The following is an 18196-nucleotide window of genomic DNA, read 5'->3' as shown; positions in this document are numbered from 1 at the left end:
TGGGTCTGGGTCTGGGCTGGTCTGGGTCTGGTCTGCGGCTGGGGTTGGTCCGGGCAGGCCCGGGTCCGGGCCCGGGGTTCGGTCCGGGGCCGGGTTCAGGTTCAGGTGAAGAGGAGATTGACGGCGATGACTTCCGCGTCGTCCGTGAGGAAGAGACGCGGGACGCGTTCATGGAGACCGAGGCTCTGCGAACCCCGTGCGAAGGACCACCCCTGGCGGTGCGTCTCCAGATCGACGGAGCACACGCTGCTGTCGGCCACGACGTACACGAACCTGTCGTTCACGACCACCGGTACCGCCGGGTCGGGCCGGTCCTTGGTCTCCGCCTCCCACCGCAGCTTCCCGTCCGTGGCGGTCACGGCCACGACGCCCTTGTCCTGCTCCGCCGCGTAGACCACACCGTCGCGCAGGGCGGGCGTACCGTACGCGCCCGCCGGCCGGCCCGCGCCGAACGCCCAGGCCGCCTTGCCGTCGGCGAGGCGGAGCGCCTGGAGCCGCTGTCCGCCCACGTACACATGCCTGTCGTCGGCGGCGAGTGAGTTCGGTGCGAGCGCGGAGCCGCCGTGCTTCCCGCCGGGCAGGGTGATCCGCCACACCTGCCGGCCGGTGCGGACGTCGAAGGCACTGACGTCGAGGCCGCTGCCGGTCTCCGCCGGTCTGCGGAGAATCAGCCGACCGCCGGCGACGGCGGTGACGATGACGTCGTCGGAGCTCCCGACGTCCTTCCCGCGCAGGGGTGAACTCCACTTCTCCTTGCCGGTGCGGACGTCGAATGCCCTGAGGCTCCAGAGGAAGCCTCCTCGGTGCTCCGCGGCGACGTACGCCGTGCCGTCGGCGACGCTGAGCAGCGCGGTCCGGCGCATGGGCGTGGTGAAGGTGGCCACGGGGGTCGTGCGTCCGCCCAGCGGGTCGACGGTGTGCAGCAACAGCCGGTCGCGGTACGGGCCGCCGGGAAGCAGGATGTGGATCAGCTTGCCGTCCGTGTGGACGTGCCGGGATTCCCGGACGTCCTTCACGAGCCAACGGCGCTCTCCGTTCAGGGCCGCGAGCCCCAGCAACCCCTCACCGGTCGCCATCATCACGACGTCCCCGACGGGGAGCGGCGCGAGCGGCGCCGCCGCTCCCGCCTCGCCGTTCTTCGGGGGGAGGACGTTCTTGCGCCAGGCCTGGCCCTTGACGGGCGGGGCGGGCGTCCCGGTGACCGGCTGAGCGGTCGCCGTCGGGCCTGCCGCACCGCCGGCCCCGCCGGCCGTCCCGCCGTCGGGATCCCGCAGCCACGCCCATGCGCCGACACCGCCGGCCGCGGCCACGGCCGCGAGCGCCGAGCCGCCGGAGACGGACAGGAGCCTGCGGCGGCTCATCCCGGTACGGAGCCCGGAGTCGGCAACGGTTTCCGCGAACGGCGCCTGGGCATGGTCCGGCACCGGGAGGCGGTACGGGGTGTACTGCCAGACCTCGGTCGCGCGGCGGGCGATCTCCGCGAGGAGGGTGTCGGGGAGATGGTCGGCGAAGTCGCCCCGCCCGTCGTGGAGTTCGGCGGCGAGCCGTGCCGTGCCGGGGCGTTCCTCCGGGGCCTTGGCGAGGCAGCGCGCCAGGATCGGGACCAGGGCCTCCGGGACTCCCGTCAGGTCCGGTTCGGCGTAGCGGACGCGGTAGATCAGGTCCGCGGCCTGCCCGGTGCCGAAGGGACCGTGGCCGGAGGCGGCGAAGACCAGCACACCGGCGAGGGCGAACACGTCACCCGCCGGGGTGTGTTCCTGGCCCGTCGCCTGCTCGGGGGACATGAAGGCGGGCGTGCCCGCCGCCGAACCCGTCCGTGTGAGGCGGTCGTCGCCCGCCGCCCGCGCGATGCCGAAGTCGATGATCTTGGGACCGTACCCCGTGACCATCACGTTCGACGGCTTGAGGTCGCGGTGGACGACATCGGACAGATGCAGCTGACCGAGTGCCCCCGCGAGCGCCGCACCCAGTGCGCGGACCGACGGTTCGGGCAGCGGGCCCGCCAGCGCGACGGCATCGTCCAGCGGAGGGCCGAGGACGTATTCCGTGGCCAGCCAGGGCGTCTCGGCGAGGGGGTCGGCGTCCACGACGGTCGCGCCGTGGTGGCCGCCGATGACGCGCGCCGCGTCCGTCTCCAGCTGGAAACGCGTGCGTGAGGCGGGGTCCGACGCGATGCCCTGGTGCATCGTCTTGAGCGCGACGGTGCGGCCGCCCGCCGACCGCGCGAGGTAGACCGTGCCCATGCCGCCGGTGCCGAGACGGGCGATCAGCCGGTATGCGCCGAGACCGGCGGGGTCGTCGTGAGCGAGAGGAGAGAGCACCCCTCACCGCTCCGGGGTCTGCGGGACTCGGATTTCGGCGGCGAGTACTTCGGCGGACTGCCGGGCCACCGCGGCCACCACCCGGCCGGGGAGCCAGCCGGGAGTCAGCAGAGCCGCGGCCGAGTCCAGAACCGTGGCCGAGGGCGCGGCCGACACCGTAGGAAGGGCCGTCAGCACCTCGACCGCGCTCGGGCGGGCCGCCGGGTCGCGGGTGAGGCACCTGGAGATCAACGAGCGCAGGGAAACGGGGAGTTCGGCGCTGTCGGGAACGGTGTGGCCGGTCGCCGCATAGGCGAGGACCGCGCCCAGGGCGTAGATGTCGCCCGGCGGCCGCGGCCGCCCGCCCGACGCCTGCTCGGGCGCGAGGCTGCCGGGCTCCAGACCGGGCAGCCCGGAACGCTGCTCACCGTCCGGTGCCGCGGCCCGCACGGCGCCGAAGGAGGTCAGGCGAGGGCCGTCCCCGCCGAGCAGGACGGCGGCCGGGGAGAGTCCGGCGTGTGTGACACCGGCGGCGTGCGCGCCCGCCAGCGTCTCGGCGAGTGCCGCGCCGATGACCCGCACGGTGCGTTCGGGCAGCGGTCCGCCGTGAACGGCGAGCGCCACGGGCAGCGGCAGCGCGGGCAGGTAGGGGGAGGAGTACCAGGGGGCGCCGGACGGGGGCGAGACCTCGGTGACGGGAGCGACCCAGGGGACGGACAGCAGTCGGGCCGCGTCCGCCTCGACGAGGAAGCGGGCGGGATCGGTTCCGTCCAGGGGCGCGCTGAGAAGCACCGTACGGTCGCCGTCCGGGCTGCGCGCGATGAACCGGCGCTGAGGCGCGGGCGGAAAGCCCGGGCCGGACGGATCGAGCCGGGTGATGAGGTGGTACGGCCCGATCAGGCGCCGGTTGGGCGCGCGCGAGCCTTCCGTGTGCGCTCGTTCCATGTGCAGAGCCCCCGTGTCGTTCATGAACGAACAGGAGCCTACTCACGAGCTGGTGCGGCCCGGAGGGTGGCCCTGACAACAGCCTTGCGGATGCAACCCGGACACGGATTCCGGCGACAACGGCCGCTGCCCCGGCCTGCGATCGGAGCCGAAGACGTCGGGGGTGTGGGCTGCGCAGACGCAACAGGGGCAATGGGCACGGGAGATGCGGGGATGCGGGGGCCCGTGCGGGTCTCGCGGACCGCGTCGGACGAGGGCGGCGTCGGCGTCCCGCAGGCGGACGGGCCGACCGCGGTCCTCCCGCGTACGACCTGACGGCAACGGCCGGCGAAGGGGCCCGCGGACGGCCCTCCGGCGTTGCCCGCGCGCGGAGGAACGCGTGGGGGGCTGAGACCGGGTTCGAGACGGATGGTGCTCAAAAGGGCGGCACCCGGGGGTGCCGCCCTTTCGTCGTGCCTGGTCGGACGGTGAGGCCGTGGCGGGAATCGAACCCGCGTAACTCGCTTTGCAGGTTTGTCCTGGCTGGTCAGGAGACAAGACGGCCGGGTTCACCGGTGTTCGTTCCAGTACGGATGCTGCGCCCATTCAGGTGGAACGAACGGCCCCGGACGGCCGCGCACGGCGATGAATGAGACGGAAACTGAGACGGCACGCCTCCACCGCGCCTTGCTCGTGAGGCGGCCGGCCACGACGCGCCAAGATCTCTCTGGCCTGCCGCTTCGCCAGCGATCACCTAGACAACGGTGCGCCCCGTCCACACGTTGCCCTTGCTCCACCTACGCATGACGTGCCCTCGTCGTCCGACCCACCGAGCAACACAAGATCGGTGGGTCACCTTCATCAGCGAAAGAACCCAGAGCGTGCCCCCGTGCGCTCCACGTGCGACGAACGCTGTCAGTTCCTCAGCTCGTACCCCTGACACGGCGTCATCCTTCACATAATGTGAGACGGCCAGGCTTGGAGGGGGTTCAGCTTGCTTCACACCCGCATGACTCGTGCGCGCCTATACATCCTCGTAGACTCATTCGAATCTGACGTGCGTCAGATGATCCTGCGTTTCGTTCTTGACCACATGAGTGAAGTCGAGGCTCTGGCAGACAGCTACGAGAGGGCTGCTGACCGCCGTCACGCCGACGCCAGTGATGACGAGCTTTCGATCGTCGAGTACCTGGACATGCGCGAGGCGTACGACATCCTGAATAGGCACCGCGAAGCACTTCCGCTGGAACTAGCCAGGGAACTACGCCTTGGCACGCCCCGTATGGACACCTTGGTGCCCGTACGCAACCGTGTTATGCATGGTCGCCCCCTACAAGCAGGGGATGCCGAGAAAGCAGTAAGTGCCTGTCGAGAATTCACGAGCCGCTTTTGGCCGACACTCAGAGACACCTTGGATCGATTGGGTGCAGAGCCTGAGTGGGAGCCAGCATTTAACGGCTCGGAGCGTCGCTACTCGGATCGCATTCTCCATAACCTTCCCCCCTTCGACTATGACGAAACCGGCCTGATCGGAAGGGCTCAGGCATGCAGCGCCATAGTTAAGCACCTCCTACGGCGCCGCGAGCCCATGATCACAATCACCGGCGAAGGCGGCATTGGCAAGACTGCCCTCGCCTCGGATGTGGCCTATTCGCTCCTGGACAATCCAGACTCACCTTATGAGTGCATTCTTTGGACTTCGCTCAAGACAGAGCGACTCACGGCGAATGGTGTCGTTGAAATCGCGGGTGCAGTGCGCGACATCACGGGGGCCACGCAGAATCTAGGCAAGGTATTGGCGGACGACTTCAAGGGTGGCGCCGAAGAACTCTCCAAAGCCCTTGAAGGAATCGAAACGCTGCTCATTATCGACAATCTGGAAACGGTTAGCGGCAGTGAGATTGTGACGCTGTACGAAACACTTCCCGATAACGTCACATACCTAATGACCAGCAGAATCGGTATCGGGCAGATCGAGCGCCGCATCCCCCTGGCCCCGCTGGAGAAGAAGGACGCACAAACGCTATTCAGGGCATTCGCCAGAGCGCGGGGGGGGAGAGCTGATTTCCTGTCGCGACTGAAACAGGAAACCGTCGAGCAGATCGTCACTCGACTGCGCTTCAGCCCGCTGGCCATCCGATGGTACGTCCTTTCCGTCGAATCCGGCCGCGAACCTCACCCCACCTTGACCGACCAGGATGAATTGATCGACTTCTGCGTCAGGTCGGTATTCGATGCTCTCAGTGGGACACCTAAATCAATCCTGTCGGTGCTTTACGCCCTCGACCGCACATCGACGTTCGACGAGTTGGCGGTACTGACCGACTCGCCGATTGATGAGTTGAATCTAGCGGTCAAGGAGCTTAGTGCCGGTTCTCTAGTTACGCAGAAGCCGGACCCCGACGATGAGTTGATTTCGCGAGTTCAGATAACAGAGGCGGCTCAGCATTTCCTGCGTAGAGTTGCACCTCTACCCAAAACGGATATCAGCAGGACGCTGCTACGCGAGCAGGAGTTCAAGCGTTCAGAGGAACAGCGCCGCTCGGACGAGAGTAAACGCCAGCTAGCGCCCAATGTGGTGCGCGTTCGCTCGCACCACGATGAGCCCACGGCTCATTTGCTAAGGCTAGCCCTGGCCCAGTCCCGCGCAGGCTCGATGGAGCGCGCACAGGGCTACATAACACGAGCTCGCTCGCTGAATCCAGAATTCTGGGAAGTTGACCGTGTAGAAGCCTTCATCCTGTCGCAGAACGATCAAATTGATCAAGCCAGCTCCCTGTACCGTTCCGCGCTAGGAAAGGCTGATGAAGCCGGTAAGGCCGTCGTTGCCTATTACTTCGCAGGCCACCTCGCCGGCCGAGGCCACGACGTAGATGCCGCCCTCCCATTGGCCAAGTCGGCCCACGAATACCTTCAAACCGCTGACACTGCTCAGCTACTGGGCAAGATCCACCTCTGGGCGCGAAACTATGAGGAGTCCCAGGTTCATCTAGAGTGGGCTCTAGAAAACATGACGGGGCGGGGAAGGCTGCGACTCATCATCCTTACGGGTCTGGTTGACTCGTGGCGTCGCTGGTCTGAGTCGCTCTTGGAGGATGACCGGCGCCCTCTGGAAGCGGCACATAAAGCATCGGCCGGATTCTCGCAGGGGATCAGGGAGCTGGACTCTGGGGCGTGGGACCAGCGGCTCGCAGAAATACTCCTCGAAAGTGCGAACGCTTTCCTGCGTTCTATCGGGGAGATCGGCTTGTTCCCTCCCCAATTTAAAGGAGACGCAGTCCGAATCCTCAAAGGAGTCAAGCGTCATGCCGTCCTTTTTGAGCGTTGCGTCGCGTGGCGTCACTTTCCAGGTAGAGTTGGAAGGCTTTACCGTCTTGCAGGAATCGACGAGGAACTCTCAGGTCTTTGCGAAGATCTTGTCCACGTGGCCAAACCGAAACAGGAGGGGAGCTCAAGCGGGCCACCCCGAGGGATCGTCAAAGCTTGGCGCGGCACATATGGCTTCATCTCGCACCCCGACTATCCCAGTGACGTCTTCTTTCCTGGGGCGGCAGTTCAGGTGACCGGTGGAATGGCATGGGATTCAGTCAATCCTGTTGGAATGCACGTCCTTTTTGAGGTCGACGAGCACGGCAAGGGTGACCGCCCACGCGCCAACTTCGTGGCCCCTATCCCTGCAGAGGATTAGGCCAGGCATTCGCAGGTACGGCTGACCAGCATGCGTATGGCCCACCTCTCTGAGGCGGGCCATACGCATGTCCACCTGTTTTGCAGGGTTGTCCGGGCTTGTCAGAGCCTGGTCCGGAGGTGTTCGCACCCCTTCAACCTGCACGGAGGCTGTCTCCATCGAGTCAGCTGAACGGCTCCGGACGCCTGCTATTGCTGCCGGCGTCTACGGGAGCTGGCGCGTCTTTTGGCGCTTCGGTCGCTTCTCAACAGGGACCAAACCTCGGCGGCTCTTCATCAGATGCTCGTCTTTCGTGTTCTCGCGCACTGCGAGGCGGCTCAGGATCCGATGCTGCGTTTCCGGAGTCCAGAACACTTCGAGACGCTTCCGAGCACGTGTGATCGCAGTGTAGAAAATACTGTGAGAGATGCTCTCCTCGTTGGCATCTGTGATGACAACCTTCACCGACTCGTACTCAACACCTTGTGCCTTGTGGATCGATACGGCATAGGCGATCTGAAACGGCACAATGGTGGTGACGGAGTCGTCGTCATCGTCGCTGTTGCCGCGCTCGAAGACGTCGAACTGGACAGTCGATCCTTCCACCCAGCGCAAGCCTGTGAAGAGCACATCGTCTTCAGAGACATCCCGTTCGAGATTTACATCGAAAGTGATACGACCGGGCTCGCGATCGATCTTGACGATCTTCCCCTTCAGGTTGTTGAAGATGACTGGGCTGAACCGATCAGACTCGTTGAAAAGTACGGGATCTCCGACCTTGTAGGTGGAGTCGCTCCAGCTCACAGCTGGATTCGGGTTGCTTGCCTGCAGGAACCGGTTAACGTTGTTGATTCCATACAGGCCGTCATAATTGAGGCAGAGCACGATCTCGTCGTCGCTTCTATGTTGAAACAGCGAGTCTCCCAGAACCGCCGAGTAACCACTCTTAGAGAGCGACTCCTCGATGTGATCGTCCAGGTTCCGCACCCTGCTCCACAGCGTGAGAAGGCCCTGATCGGTCGTCCTGAAGGGCTCGGTGAGTTCGAATACAGACTCACTCGGGATGTACGACCGGATGATGCTGAACCAGTTGCCGAACTCAATCGACTCGATTTGGTATACGTCGCCAACAAGCACGAGCAGTTCGAAGGACGTCTTCTCAAGTACATCGAGCAGGCTTGCGTTGCTCACCGTGCTGCACTCGTCGATTACCAAGACGTCGTACTCTGCTCCAAACGACGTACCGTTACGAACGTGCTTGCTGATCGTGCTGAACTCAGAGTTCGGCGCCTTCACTCGTCTCTTCAGGTTGTCGACAGCCGGATTGGTATGCGCCAAGAAGAGCTTCCGCGCGCCCTCGAAGTAGTTCGCGATGTGATTCACCATCGTCGATTTTCCCGTACCGGCCGCGCCGTAAACGAGGGCGACATTCGAGTGCTCGAACAACTTCGTCAGAGCTGTAGCCTTCAGCGGGTCATCGATGACGCCCGGGTGCACGTCCATCCATGCCTGTACGTCGCTGCTGTGTTGGGGGACTCCACTAGCAGAGATTTCCCGGAGTTTGTTGATGATCGAGACCGTATCGTCCTCGTAGCCGACGATGAACACATGCCCATTTGCTTGAGCCAGCTTCCTTCGCGCGTGTCGTTCTGTGGGTGGAAGCATGCGGTTGTGGCGCGCGATCAGCTCGTCGAGGTCACCAAGGTCCTCCAGCTCAGCTACCGGCGTATAGATAACACCGTGCTGCTCAACATTGCTCCTGACTCGTCTGGCCAGCAGCTCGTGAGGCCGAGTCCTCCCGTCCAGACTCTCGGCAAGGTCCCCAAAGCGCGGGTTATGTCCGCGTGGTGATGTGCAGAACGGCATCGTGTCGAAGGGCCTGCAACCCCAAGATACGCGCAGCGCCGAGAGTGCAGAACACTGGTCGACATCGAACTGTGCCTTGATGATGCGGTTGTTCATCCGCAGCATGAGGTAGCGCACCAGGCGAGAACCTGGCCGGTTGTTGCGGATGAGTGACCGCGCGCGGTCAAGGACGGGAAAGATAACCCCATCTCGTTGAGTGCCGGTTAGTGCCCAGGATCGGAGTGAGCTGTAAGCGGCGTCGGTCATATCCATGAGATCAAGCAGACTTGACCGGGCTGTTGTGAGGTACCGCATCAGGTTGCGGTACTCGGAATGTGACCCATTGGCCTTTCCATGCGAGGCGCTGAAGAGGCGCGCGAAGTTGTCGAACTCGCACGGTCTGATTGACACCTCCCATGAGCGGATCAGCGTGATCGGCATTCTTTTGCCCAGTACCTCGATCGTGTCACCCGCCAGCTCCAGTTTGGCCGCGTATTTGTCGGTGATGTCGATGTCGGTGAAGCCAATAATGCGATCGAACTTGCTCGTCCGGTTGTGGGCGTGATGAAAGGTCACTTCGTAGTAGATGCGGCCGGCGATGAAGAACGGTCGCGAGCTGTGAATGTAGTATCGCTCGTGACGTGGACTTGAGGACGGCCTCGCTTTTCCCTGCTCGATGCAGGCAGCAATCTTCTCGTAGTATTCTCGCAACGAGGGGTCGAGGTCGATAGGGAACTGTTCGATATTGGTCAGGATCGCTATTCCGAGCTGATCCCACGCAAGGTCTCGGGTGCGGAGTAGGTACTCGTAATATTTCAACATCAATCGCTCGGATGGGTCGCGATCCAGCGTATAGTGCGAGACGCTAGCCTGGAGTAGGCCATGGAATCTACTCAGGAGCCGGAACTTGGAGATCGCCTTAACAGCGTCCAGAGCTGGCCCGACCTGGTTGTAATGAAACTCGGTCGAGCGATCATTAAGTGCCCAGACAGCAAGGCCCTCGACAAGATTCCGGAGTTGCCCCAGCACGTTTTGGGAGAGGAAGCCTCGGTCGCCAACTGGGTTGGCAAGGTTCTGGCAGATCACGTCGTCGGCGCTCATTACTTGCTGTTCTACTGTTGCCATCGCTCCCGCTCTACTTCCCCGGAGGATCGTGCGTCACCTTTGATGGCGAAGCACTGGACCTGGCCGCCCCGCCCTGAGCCTTGCTGAAGTGCACCGAACGGTGTCCGCGCAGGTGTTCGTTCTGCTGCCGAACAGTGGATGCCGCTCTCGGTACACAACATCAGACGACAATAGAACCACTCAAGAGCCCACAAACGACCCTCTTTTTAAGACTGCCCTGCTTGCCACCACACCTGCTGCGGACTTGGCCTGTACGGGCGCCCAGTCCGCAGCGAGCTGTTCGATGACATCCGCCGAAGGGCCCTATCCCCCTCGCTGCCATCGAGTTCGCCGCTTGTACACCCGGTCAGGCGGCGCGAGCCGCCTCGGGTCTCGGGAACAGCCGTCGGCAGACGTGCGACTCTTGAGAGCGACGACGGGTCAGCAGAGAGGGAGAACGAGTGTCGCAGCAGGCCAGTCCTCGTGGAACCTTCCTGAAGATCGCCGACGCCGTGAAGGCACGAGTCGAGACGGACCCGAACATGACGGAGCTTCCGTCTGCTGCTGATCTCATGAACGAATACAAGATCTCGCGCGGGGTCGCTCTCCGCGCGTTCGCAGCTCTCCACAAGGACGGTGTCGCGGAACCGGTGCCGGGTGGCCGGTGGCGTGTCGTGCGGGCAGGCGAGCGGGCGAACCGCCGACCGCTGGAAGAGCGCATCGCGGACGTCATCGCGGATGAGCGATTGGAAGCCGGGGCAGCGTTTCCAAGCGCGTCGGTTCTGGCCGAGCGGTTCGGGGTCTCGCGTCCGACCGTCACCAAGGCTCTCGACAAGTTGGAGGCCGCCGGCGTGCTCGCAAGTGGAGGACAGGGCAGGGTGCGGACGGTCCGCGCCGCGCCGAATCGAGAGGAGAGTTTCTAGCTTGTCGGAGCTGACGGAGTGGGCCTACCCCCTGGCTGAGTCGCTGCTTGCAGAGCCGCTACCGCGCCGCTGGAAGCACTCGCTAGGGGTCGCCGAGCGGGCGCGCACTATCGCACCCATCCTTGGACAGGACGCGGAGCTGCTGGAAGCTGCTGCCGTCCTGCACGACATCGGCTACTCGCCAGACCTCGCCAAGACCGGCTTTCACCCGCTCGATGGCGCGCGCTACCTCCGCGACATCGCCCGCGCGGACGAACGGGTCGTGAACCTCGTTGCTCACCATTCCTGTGCATGGATGGAGGCTGAGGCGCGGGGACTGCGTGCAGAGCTGGAAGGCGAGTTCCCTCGCGAGAGCGCGCACCTGAATGACGCGCTCTGCTACTGCGACATGAATACGACGCCGGACGGTGTACCCACGAACCCGGTGGATCGGGTCAACGAGATCGCCGGCCGCTACGGGCCGGACAGCCTAATCGGCACGTTCATCCGCCGCGCCGAGCCGGAGATCTGCGCAAGCACGGCGCGCGTCCTCGAACGGGTCACTGTCGCCAAGCGTCACCCGATGTAGGGGGTTGCCCGTGTCCGGTCCATGGCGTGCTCGATACGGAGCCGCATCGTGGGGTGGACGTCGAGTTTCGGCAGGTCCGTTGGGCGCACCCATCGGACCTGCGTTGTTTCATTACTCGTACGCAGCTCGCCCCCGACCGGACGGGCGCGGAAGCAGATGCTGAACTGTTGGCGAACCTCGCCATCGTCATATTGCATCACGTGTCCGGGATCGGTGTAGATCCCGGACACGTCGATGACTTCGGCGTCGACGCCTGTCTCTTCCCAGACCTCGCGCACCACGGTGTCGCTGATGGACTCGCCCGCGTCGTGCCCACCGCCGGGCAGCGCCCAACGCCCGTTGTCGGACCGCTGAATCATGAGCACGTGCCCCGCATCGTTCTGGACGAACGCCACGACGGATGGCACGACTGAGTTAGCTGTCGGTGCGTCAGGGTCGTGCAGGTAGTCAATGCGTCCCATGGTCAGGCTCCCGTGATGTCGCGGTCCGAGACCTGGCGTGCCCCTCCCCAGGTCTGTTCGATGCTATTCGCGTACGTGTCGAACAGGCCGCCGCCCGGCATGCGACGCAGGTGGAAGACTGGGGCCATGTAGGCGCCGATGCCGTAGACGTGGGGGTTGACGAGCATTTCGTCGTCAGACCGGTAGATGGAGTTGTAGAGCGTCGTAGCGTGCAGCCGGAAGCTGATCTCAGGGTGGCTCTTGAAGAGTGGGCGGTAGTTGACCAGCGCGTTCCGAATCTTGCCGTGCATGATCCGGTGCCCCTCGTCTATGCCCCGCTGCCGAACGGCCTCGCAGTCCGGGTCCCCGAGCAGGATGCGCACCTGAGTGGTCCCCTCAACCTTCTTCTTCAGAAGGTCGATGAACAGAGGGTCCTCAGAGAGGAAGAGCCCGGAGTAGACAAGAACGTCAAGGTTCGTCTCGGCACGCGCGTACATCTCACGCCACAGGTTCGGCGGCACCGCGTGGCGGTGTGGGTAGACGGCCACAATCTCCGCCTTGGTCAGGTCTGTTGCGCTCTCCAGCGCTCGATCATCATCCCACAGCGTAGTGACGTCGACCTTGAGCACTGCGGCGGTGGCGTACTGGTGCCGGCGATACGGCACCTTCCCTTGCGTGATCCAACGTTCGACGGTCTTCGGGTTGACCGTGATCTCGTCGGCCAGGTCCTGAACGCTCATTCCGCGTGCCAACAAGGCTGACCGTAACCGTTCGTTGGACATCTGTACCCCTCGGTGGGACATCTAGGGACCTCTTGACCGTAGTGAGAACTCCCTGAGCTGTCCACGTATGGGGTAACCAACTCCCCTGACGTGCAGTGATGCTGATGGTGCGCCAAGCGGTTCGGGCGCAGAGCCAAAGAGGTTCCGTCGCTGTACTTGACGGCGCCCCATGCAGTACCTGTAAAACAGGTACTGCATCGCCCGGAGGAAAGCCCGCAGGGGTGAGTACGAAGGCAGCGTTCGTTCATTAAGAACTCAACAGAGTGCTTTGAGATCGACGGGGCTTGACCTCGTCCCCGTGACGGCCGGGTGACGAACCGTCGGCCCCGGCATTTAGCCGTGAGGGCGCGGAATCGACTTCCGCCCGGGGTCACTTGGCTCGCCGTGACGAGCGGCGTTTGCCCCAGTTTCCGGACGCGACGGCACTCCCGGACAGGACAGCCCGCCGCGCCGGATCTCCCTATCCCCGACGTACCTGAAGTGGAGAGATGCATCATGCGTATGCGCACCTTCGTCGCCGGCCAGGAAGCGCACGGCGACATCGAGTTCGCGGAACTGGCGCTCGGTATCGACGTCGACCTGTTCCGTGGTCCGCTGGAGTTCGAGACGGACGGCGAGCGTGCCGCCCGTGAGGACGCGGCCGGTGACATCCTCGCCGACCTGCGTGCGGCGGCGGAGGCCGGTGACGAGATCGCCGGTTGGGACGCCCTGTACGCCGACGCGCTCACCCGCACCGTGCCGTTCCTGCGCTCCGTTCGCGACTTCCGGTCCGAGTCGGGGGAAGCGGCATGAACGAGACACGCAAGCCTCTCGGCAAGGTTCAGGTCGGTGTACTCGCCGCCGCGTTCGTGCCCATGCTGGCCACGGGCGTGGTCGGAGGTATCGGCACCTACAGCAACATCGGGCACGCCTACGGCACGGGGACCGCGCTCGGTGCCCTCGGTGCCGGCGAGGGCGCAACGGCCGTTCTCGCCCTGGTGCTGCTGGGTCTGACCATGCTGGGCCAGTCCTCCCCTCGTGTGGTCCGGATCGGGCTGTGGGCCTTGCCTGCCGCCGCTGCCGTCATGGGCGCGATGGCCGCGCCGGATCTCGGGCGGACCGTGATCTACGCCCTGACCCCGATGGGTATGTCGGTGTCGGCGGAGGGCATGGCGTTCCTCGCCCGCCGGATCGTCGTCCACACTGACGGCCGCGACGCGGAGAACGAGCGGCACACCGCCGACATCGTTCAGGCCCTCGCCTACCACCGGGCGCGTGCTGCCCACCACCCCAGCGACCGGGTCAGGAAGCGGTCGGATCGAGCGTCGTGGCGGCTGGCCCGCAAGGTCGGGGTGGGGGACGCGGCGCTCGGATCGAGGCTGCTGGATGTGCAGCGCGACCGGATCACCGACGGCGCGAACGCCGCGCTCTTGTCAATGTTCGGCGGCACCGACCCGACGCCCACCCCAGTCGCGAATGAGGAGGAATCTGCCGAGACCGTGAGGAATCGGTCTATGGCTGACCTGCGGGAATCGGGTCCGGCGCCGTCGGTGGTGCTGACTCGATTCCCGGTGCCCGATCCGGTGGTGGTCGACTTCGTGAAGCCGACGCTTCCCGTCAAGCCGGTCCCGGCGATTGCCGCGCCTGTCGAGTCGGCCGGGCGGAGGGCGGTGGCGGTCGACTCCCCCCGATCCCGTCGGGCGACCGGCAGGGTTCCCGACGTTGCTCGCTCGCCTCGACCGAAGCGCACGGCGGATCAGTTGCTCGCTGAGGCCCGTACTGCGACCGCCGATTGGGCCGACCGCCGGATTACGGCGGAGGGCATCCGCCGCGAGATCCGTACCTCGCCGGCGAATGCGCGGATGCTGCGGGACACGATCCTCGCTGAACGTGCCGCCGACGGCGGCAAGGTCGCGTGAAGCGGCTGACCCTCGCCGACTGTTTCGATCCTGCCGGCGAGCGGTTCGGAATCCCCACCTACCCGTGGTGTCACGCTCCGGACGACTTGGCCACCCGCCGCCAACTCCGCATCCGTGGGCTGCGGCCGGGTGGTCAGGCCATCGCGGCACAGGTCTTCCGGCCGCGTCGCCGGGGCGAGCCGTTGACCGCGTTCCTGTACCGGATCGAGCTTGCTCGTCCGGTGCGGCCGATGACGCCCGCCCGGTGGCGTGCGCACGAAGCGATGATGCGCGCCCGCCGCCGCTGCCCCGAGTGCAGCCGGGATGCCGGATACGTCATCCCGCCGACGCTCGGCATGTGCGTGACCTGCGCCTATCCCGATGAACAGCGCGTTGCCTGAACCACCCCGAACCCGGGTCCGGCCGTCCGCCTCCTACAGCAAGCCGGCCGGACCCTTCGACTCCCGAAGGAGTACGTACATCGTGACCGAGAACCCCGTGTTCCCGCTCCCTGGCGAGCCGGAGGGCACCGAACCCCAGACAGCGGCCGTACTGCCGTTCCCGCAGAAGAAGGCAGCCGACTCCACCGCCCCCGGCGAGGCCAAGCCGGGGGAGTGGGAGGCCGAACTCCCCGACACCGACGACCCCGAGGCCGAAGGGCTCGCCGAGGGCGCCCCGGTCGACCCGCCCCGCGAGGTCTACCCGCCGTCCGTCAGCGAGTGGATGCAGGCCAAGGACAAGGCCCGCATGCCGGTCCTCCCGGACTGGGTCAAGCTCCCCGACCAGCGCACGGCCATCCGCAAGTGGGCCATCCGGCATTACTCCGCCGTGATCGGCTACCACGCGGTTCGACTGCCGTGCATCTACACCCCGAAGGTTCTCTACTACTCGCCGCGCGGGGCCTGGCGCTGGTCGGCCGCTATCGGCCGGTGGGTGTTCGACGCGGAGGGCAAGGGCCTGCGGCTCGCCGCTGTGGCCGCCGAGGATGCTGCCGAGTACCTGAAGCTGTCGCGGCAGCGCAACGACCGCGTTCGGCTGCGCGGCATCGTCGCCGGGATCGCCTCGTTGGTCGGTCTCGCCGCCACTCTGACCCTGTACGTCATGGCGCCGTCCTGGCTGCTGCTGTTGGCCGTGGCGACGCTGACGACCACGCTCGGGGCGGTCGGGGCGCCGGCGGACCGGCCGCTGATCGACATGGCCAAGGTGACCTTCCGCAAGCGCAAGCTGTCCTCGGACATCGTCATCCGCGCCCATGAAGCGGCCAAGCTGACCAGCAAGGATCAGTCCATTGCCTTCCCGCGGCCGATCGGACGGGACGGCGACGGGTGGCGTGTCGTCGTCGACCTGCCGTACGGCAAGACGTTCGAGGACGCGCTGAACGCGCACGGCCGGCTCGCGTCCGGCATGGACATCGCGCCCACGCAGCTCTTCCTTGACAAGGACGAGACGAGCGGCCGGCGGGTCTCGTACTGGATCGCCGACCGTGACCCGCTCGCCGTCCCGTCCGGAAAGTCCCCCCTGTTGGGGGCGACACGGGTCGACTTCTGGAAGCCGTTCCCGTGGGGCGTGGACGAGCGCGGCAACCCGGTCATGGCCACGATGCTGTGGCTGTCGCTGCTGGTCGGCGCGGTCCCGAGGCAGGGCAAGACGTTCTCCGCGCGGACGATCGCGCTCGCTGCCGCGCTGGACCCGTACGTCAGGTTGTACGTGTTCGACGGGAAGGCGTCGCCGGACTGGCGCAAGTTCGCGCTGGTCGCGCACCGGATCGGGTTCGGCATCGTCCCGAAGAACGGGTTCGACCCGGTGGGGCATCTGCTCACCTCGCTGCGGGAGTTGAAGGCGGACGTCGAGGACCGCTACCACCGGCTTTCCGAACTGCCGCTGCACATCTGCCCGGAGGGCAAGCTCACCCCGGAGATCAGCCGGGATCGCAAGCTGAACATGCCGCTCACGCTGTTCGTCGTGGATGAGGTGCAGGAGTACTTGCAGCACCCCGAGCACGGCAAGGAGATCCTCGCGCTGCTGGTCTACCTCGCCCGGGTCGCCCCGGCGGTGGGTGTCAGCAGCACCAGGGGCGGTTCGCGCTGCGGGTCGGCGCCTACCAGGTCTCGGACACCATCCTCGGTGCCGGCTCGTACTCGGAGGGTCTGGACGCGTCCAAGCTGCTCAAGTCCCACAAGGGCGTGGGTCTGCTCAAGGGCATGTCCGACGACTCCGGCATCGTGCGCACCTACCTCGCCGACGGCCGCGACGCGGAACGCATCCTCACCCGGGCTGCCGCGCTGCGCGAGGCGGAGGGCACCCTGTCCGGCGACGCGGCCGGCGAGGTCCCGGCCCCGGAGGTGTCCGCGACGATCCTGGACGACGTCGCCCAGGTATTGGGCAAGGGCGAGGCCAAGGTGTGGTCCGAGACCATCGTGGACCGGCTCGCCGACCTGCGCCCCGAGGCCTACGGCCCGTGGGCCGACTTGGAGCCCAAGCCGAAGGCGGAAGCGCTCACCGCAGCGCTCAAGCCGTTCGGCGTGGCCACCGAGCAGATCGGCCGCCGCATCGACGGCAAGACCGTCAACAAGCGCGGCATCAAGCGCGACGACCTCGCCACGGCGATTACACAGCGCAACGAGAAGCGGGACGCCGGATAGCCCCGAAGGGTCGCTATCGCTAGCGGTAACCGTCGCTAGCGCTAGCGACCCCGCTAGCGACCCAAACCTTGTCTGATCAGGTCGCTAGCGGCTAGCGGCCCACCTGCGAAAACCCTCCAAACCCCGCCTGAGAGGCCCCTGATGAGCCTTCCCCTCCTCGCTATCGCCTGCCTACTCGCCGTCACTCTTGGTTACGGCGGTAGGTGCTGGCTGAGCCCGTTCGGCGACTGCCGCAAGTGCCACGGCATGGGCCACGAACTCAAGAACAACCGCAAGGGACACCTCAAGCGTGGCCGCGACTGCCGCCGCTGCCACGCCACCGGCAAGCGCATACGCGTCGGCCGCTGGATCTACAACCGCGCCGCACGCACCTACCGCGCCGGCACCCGCTGACCCCACCCGGAGGACCCGTGATCATCACCATCCCCCTCGTGCTGCTCCTCGCCGTCGCCGCTGCGCTGCTGCTGCGCTTCAAGGCCGTCGGCGCCGGTGCGGCCGTCGTCGTCGCGCTCTTCGGCTTCTACCTCGCCAACACCGGCGCGGCCGACACCGTCAACCAACTCGTCACCGCCGTCACCGGCGCCCTCGCCGACGCCGGCCGCTAGAAGGGACACCAGCACCGTGAACGAACCCACCACGTACCACCGCCCGGCCGGACACCCCACGGCCGTCGAAGTCCACCGCCCCACCCCGCTCGTGCCCGCGCAGCCCGGCAGCCTGCCGACCATCGCGAGCGTCGTCCTGCCCGACGGCCGGATCGTCACCGGCTACACCGTGGAACCCGCCAAGCCCGAACCGGTCACGGCCAAGCCGGTTGTGTCCCGTACGGCGGTGAACATCGCCCTCGGCGGGATCGGGTTCGGCGCCGTCTGCGGCGGACTGGTCCTGCTGACCACGTTCATCGCCGCCCTCGCCGCGCTGGTCCACCAACTGATCATCCTCGCCGCCGTCATCTTCGGCGGCTGGATCGCCGTGCAGATCCTCGGCTCCGGCGGCGGCAACACGTTCCACATCCGCAAGGCCGTCTTCAAGCGCAACCACTTCAACTAGCTACGCCCGAGGGCGGCGGCACTCCCGGACAGGACAGCCCGCCGCCCTCGGTCTCCGTATCCCGACGTAGCAGA

At 65.8% G+C, this 18196-nt stretch carries 15 protein-coding genes and 1 tRNA gene; 10 read left to right on the top strand and 6 right to left on the bottom strand.

Features of this window, described 5'->3' with window-relative positions:
* Positions 1-101: 101 nt before the first annotated feature.
* The 3 genes from OHA05_RS13540 to OHA05_RS13530 all read right to left on the bottom strand — a co-directional run bounded on the left by OHA05_RS13540 (position 102) and on the right by OHA05_RS13530 (position 3789).
* The gene (locus OHA05_RS13540) at positions 102-2321 is read right to left on the bottom strand and encodes a serine/threonine-protein kinase (protein WP_328860708.1); all 2220 of its coding nucleotides are present in this window, start codon (positions 2319-2321) and stop codon (positions 102-104) included.
* A 3-nt stretch (positions 2322-2324) separates the two neighbouring features.
* Complete coding sequence (locus OHA05_RS13535) at positions 2325-3269, bottom strand: serine/threonine protein kinase (RefSeq protein ID WP_443043687.1); 945 nt, start codon at positions 3267-3269, stop codon at positions 2325-2327.
* A 446-nt stretch (positions 3270-3715) separates the two neighbouring features.
* Positions 3716-3789, bottom strand: a tRNA-Leu gene (locus OHA05_RS13530).
* Positions 3790-4290: 501 nt separating this feature from the next.
* Here OHA05_RS13530 and OHA05_RS13525 point away from each other — a divergent pair.
* A complete protein-coding gene (locus OHA05_RS13525; RefSeq protein WP_328863385.1) occupies positions 4291-6912 on the top strand; it encodes an NB-ARC domain-containing protein in 2622 nt (873 codons plus the stop codon).
* 204 nt (positions 6913-7116) lie between these two features.
* Here the strand turns inward: OHA05_RS13525 and OHA05_RS13520 are convergent, their stop codons facing one another.
* On the bottom strand, positions 7117-9837 hold the full coding sequence (locus OHA05_RS13520; protein ID WP_328860707.1) for an ATP-dependent DNA helicase: 2721 nt from the start codon (positions 9835-9837) through the stop codon (positions 7117-7119).
* 464 nt (positions 9838-10301) lie between these two features.
* Between OHA05_RS13520 and OHA05_RS13515 the strand changes: the two genes are divergently transcribed.
* Positions 10302-10763, top strand: a complete 462-nt coding sequence (locus tag OHA05_RS13515; RefSeq protein ID WP_328860706.1) for a GntR family transcriptional regulator — start codon at positions 10302-10304, stop codon at positions 10761-10763.
* A 1-nt stretch (position 10764) separates the two neighbouring features.
* Positions 10765-11331, top strand: a complete 567-nt coding sequence (locus tag OHA05_RS13510; RefSeq protein ID WP_328860705.1) for an HD domain-containing protein — start codon at positions 10765-10767, stop codon at positions 11329-11331.
* Here the strand turns inward: OHA05_RS13510 and OHA05_RS13505 are convergent.
* Both OHA05_RS13505 and OHA05_RS13500 read right to left on the bottom strand, forming a co-directional pair.
* Entirely contained in the window at positions 11319-11792 is a 474-nt protein-coding gene (locus tag OHA05_RS13505) for an NUDIX domain-containing protein (protein ID WP_328860704.1), read from the bottom strand. The two genes, OHA05_RS13510 and OHA05_RS13505, sit on opposite strands and share 13 nt — an antisense overlap.
* Before the next feature lie 2 nt (positions 11793-11794).
* On the bottom strand, positions 11795-12553 hold the full coding sequence (locus tag OHA05_RS13500; protein ID WP_328860703.1) for a helix-turn-helix domain-containing protein: 759 nt from the start codon (positions 12551-12553) through the stop codon (positions 11795-11797).
* 501 nt (positions 12554-13054) lie between these two features.
* Between OHA05_RS13500 and OHA05_RS13495 the strand changes: the two genes are divergently transcribed.
* The 7 genes from OHA05_RS13495 (at position 13055) to OHA05_RS13465 (ending at position 18122) form a co-directional block, all read left to right on the top strand.
* Positions 13055-13345, top strand: a complete 291-nt coding sequence (locus OHA05_RS13495) for a hypothetical protein (protein WP_328863384.1) — start codon at positions 13055-13057, stop codon at positions 13343-13345.
* Positions 13342-14451: a conjugal transfer protein gene (locus OHA05_RS13490; protein ID WP_328860702.1), complete on the top strand. Its 1110-nt coding sequence runs from the start codon at positions 13342-13344 to the stop codon at positions 14449-14451. The genes OHA05_RS13495 and OHA05_RS13490 overlap by 4 nt, the downstream gene beginning before the upstream one ends.
* A complete protein-coding gene (locus OHA05_RS13485; RefSeq protein ID WP_328860701.1) occupies positions 14448-14831 on the top strand; it encodes an RRQRL motif-containing zinc-binding protein in 384 nt (127 codons plus the stop codon). Before OHA05_RS13490 ends, OHA05_RS13485 begins: the two co-directional genes overlap by 4 nt.
* Before the next feature lie 82 nt (positions 14832-14913).
* Complete coding sequence (locus OHA05_RS13480) at positions 14914-17148, top strand: cell division protein FtsK (protein ID WP_328860700.1); 2235 nt, start codon at positions 14914-14916, stop codon at positions 17146-17148.
* A gap of 65 nt (positions 17149-17213) precedes the next feature.
* Positions 17214-17465 (top strand): hypothetical protein, encoded by a 252-nt coding sequence (locus tag OHA05_RS13475; RefSeq protein WP_328860699.1) that lies wholly within the window; start codon positions 17214-17216, stop codon positions 17463-17465.
* Positions 17466-17482: 17 nt separating this feature from the next.
* Positions 17483-17677, top strand: coding sequence for a hypothetical protein (locus OHA05_RS13470; RefSeq protein WP_328860698.1), 195 nt, complete (start codon positions 17483-17485; stop codon positions 17675-17677).
* Positions 17678-17693: 16 nt separating this feature from the next.
* Positions 17694-18122, top strand: coding sequence for a hypothetical protein (locus tag OHA05_RS13465; protein WP_328860697.1), 429 nt, complete (start codon positions 17694-17696; stop codon positions 18120-18122).
* Positions 18123-18196 lie beyond the last annotated feature (74 nt).

Source organism: Streptomyces sp. NBC_00306 (genome assembly GCF_036169555.1).
Classification (GTDB): Bacteria; Actinomycetota; Actinomycetes; order Streptomycetales; family Streptomycetaceae; genus Streptomyces; species Streptomyces achmelvichensis.
Note: the sequence above shows the minus strand (reverse complement) of the source record. Positions and strands in the feature narration are given on the sequence as shown.

Bases quoted from the DNA above. Each gene is read 5' to 3' on its own strand.
- OHA05_RS13495 (WP_328863384.1), top strand. From the start codon at position 13,055: ATGCGCACCTTCGTCGCCGGCCAGGAAGCGCACGGCGACATCGAGTTC.
- OHA05_RS13520 (WP_328860707.1), bottom strand. From the start codon at position 9,837: ATGAGCGCCGACGACGTGATCTGCCAGAACCTTGCCAACCCAGTTGGC.
- OHA05_RS13475 (WP_328860699.1), top strand. From the start codon at position 17,214: ATGAGCCTTCCCCTCCTCGCTATCGCCTGCCTACTCGCCGTCACTCTT.
- OHA05_RS13500 (WP_328860703.1), bottom strand. From the start codon at position 12,553: ATGTCCAACGAACGGTTACGGTCAGCCTTGTTGGCACGCGGAATGAGC.
- OHA05_RS13505 (WP_328860704.1), bottom strand. From the start codon at position 11,792: ATGGGACGCATTGACTACCTGCACGACCCTGACGCACCGACAGCTAAC.
- OHA05_RS13525 (WP_328863385.1), top strand. From the start codon at position 4,291: ATGATCCTGCGTTTCGTTCTTGACCACATGAGTGAAGTCGAGGCTCTG.
- OHA05_RS13490 (WP_328860702.1), top strand. From the start codon at position 13,342: ATGAACGAGACACGCAAGCCTCTCGGCAAGGTTCAGGTCGGTGTACTC.
- OHA05_RS13535 (WP_443043687.1), bottom strand. From the start codon at position 3,269: ATGAACGACACGGGGGCTCTGCACATGGAACGAGCGCACACGGAAGGC.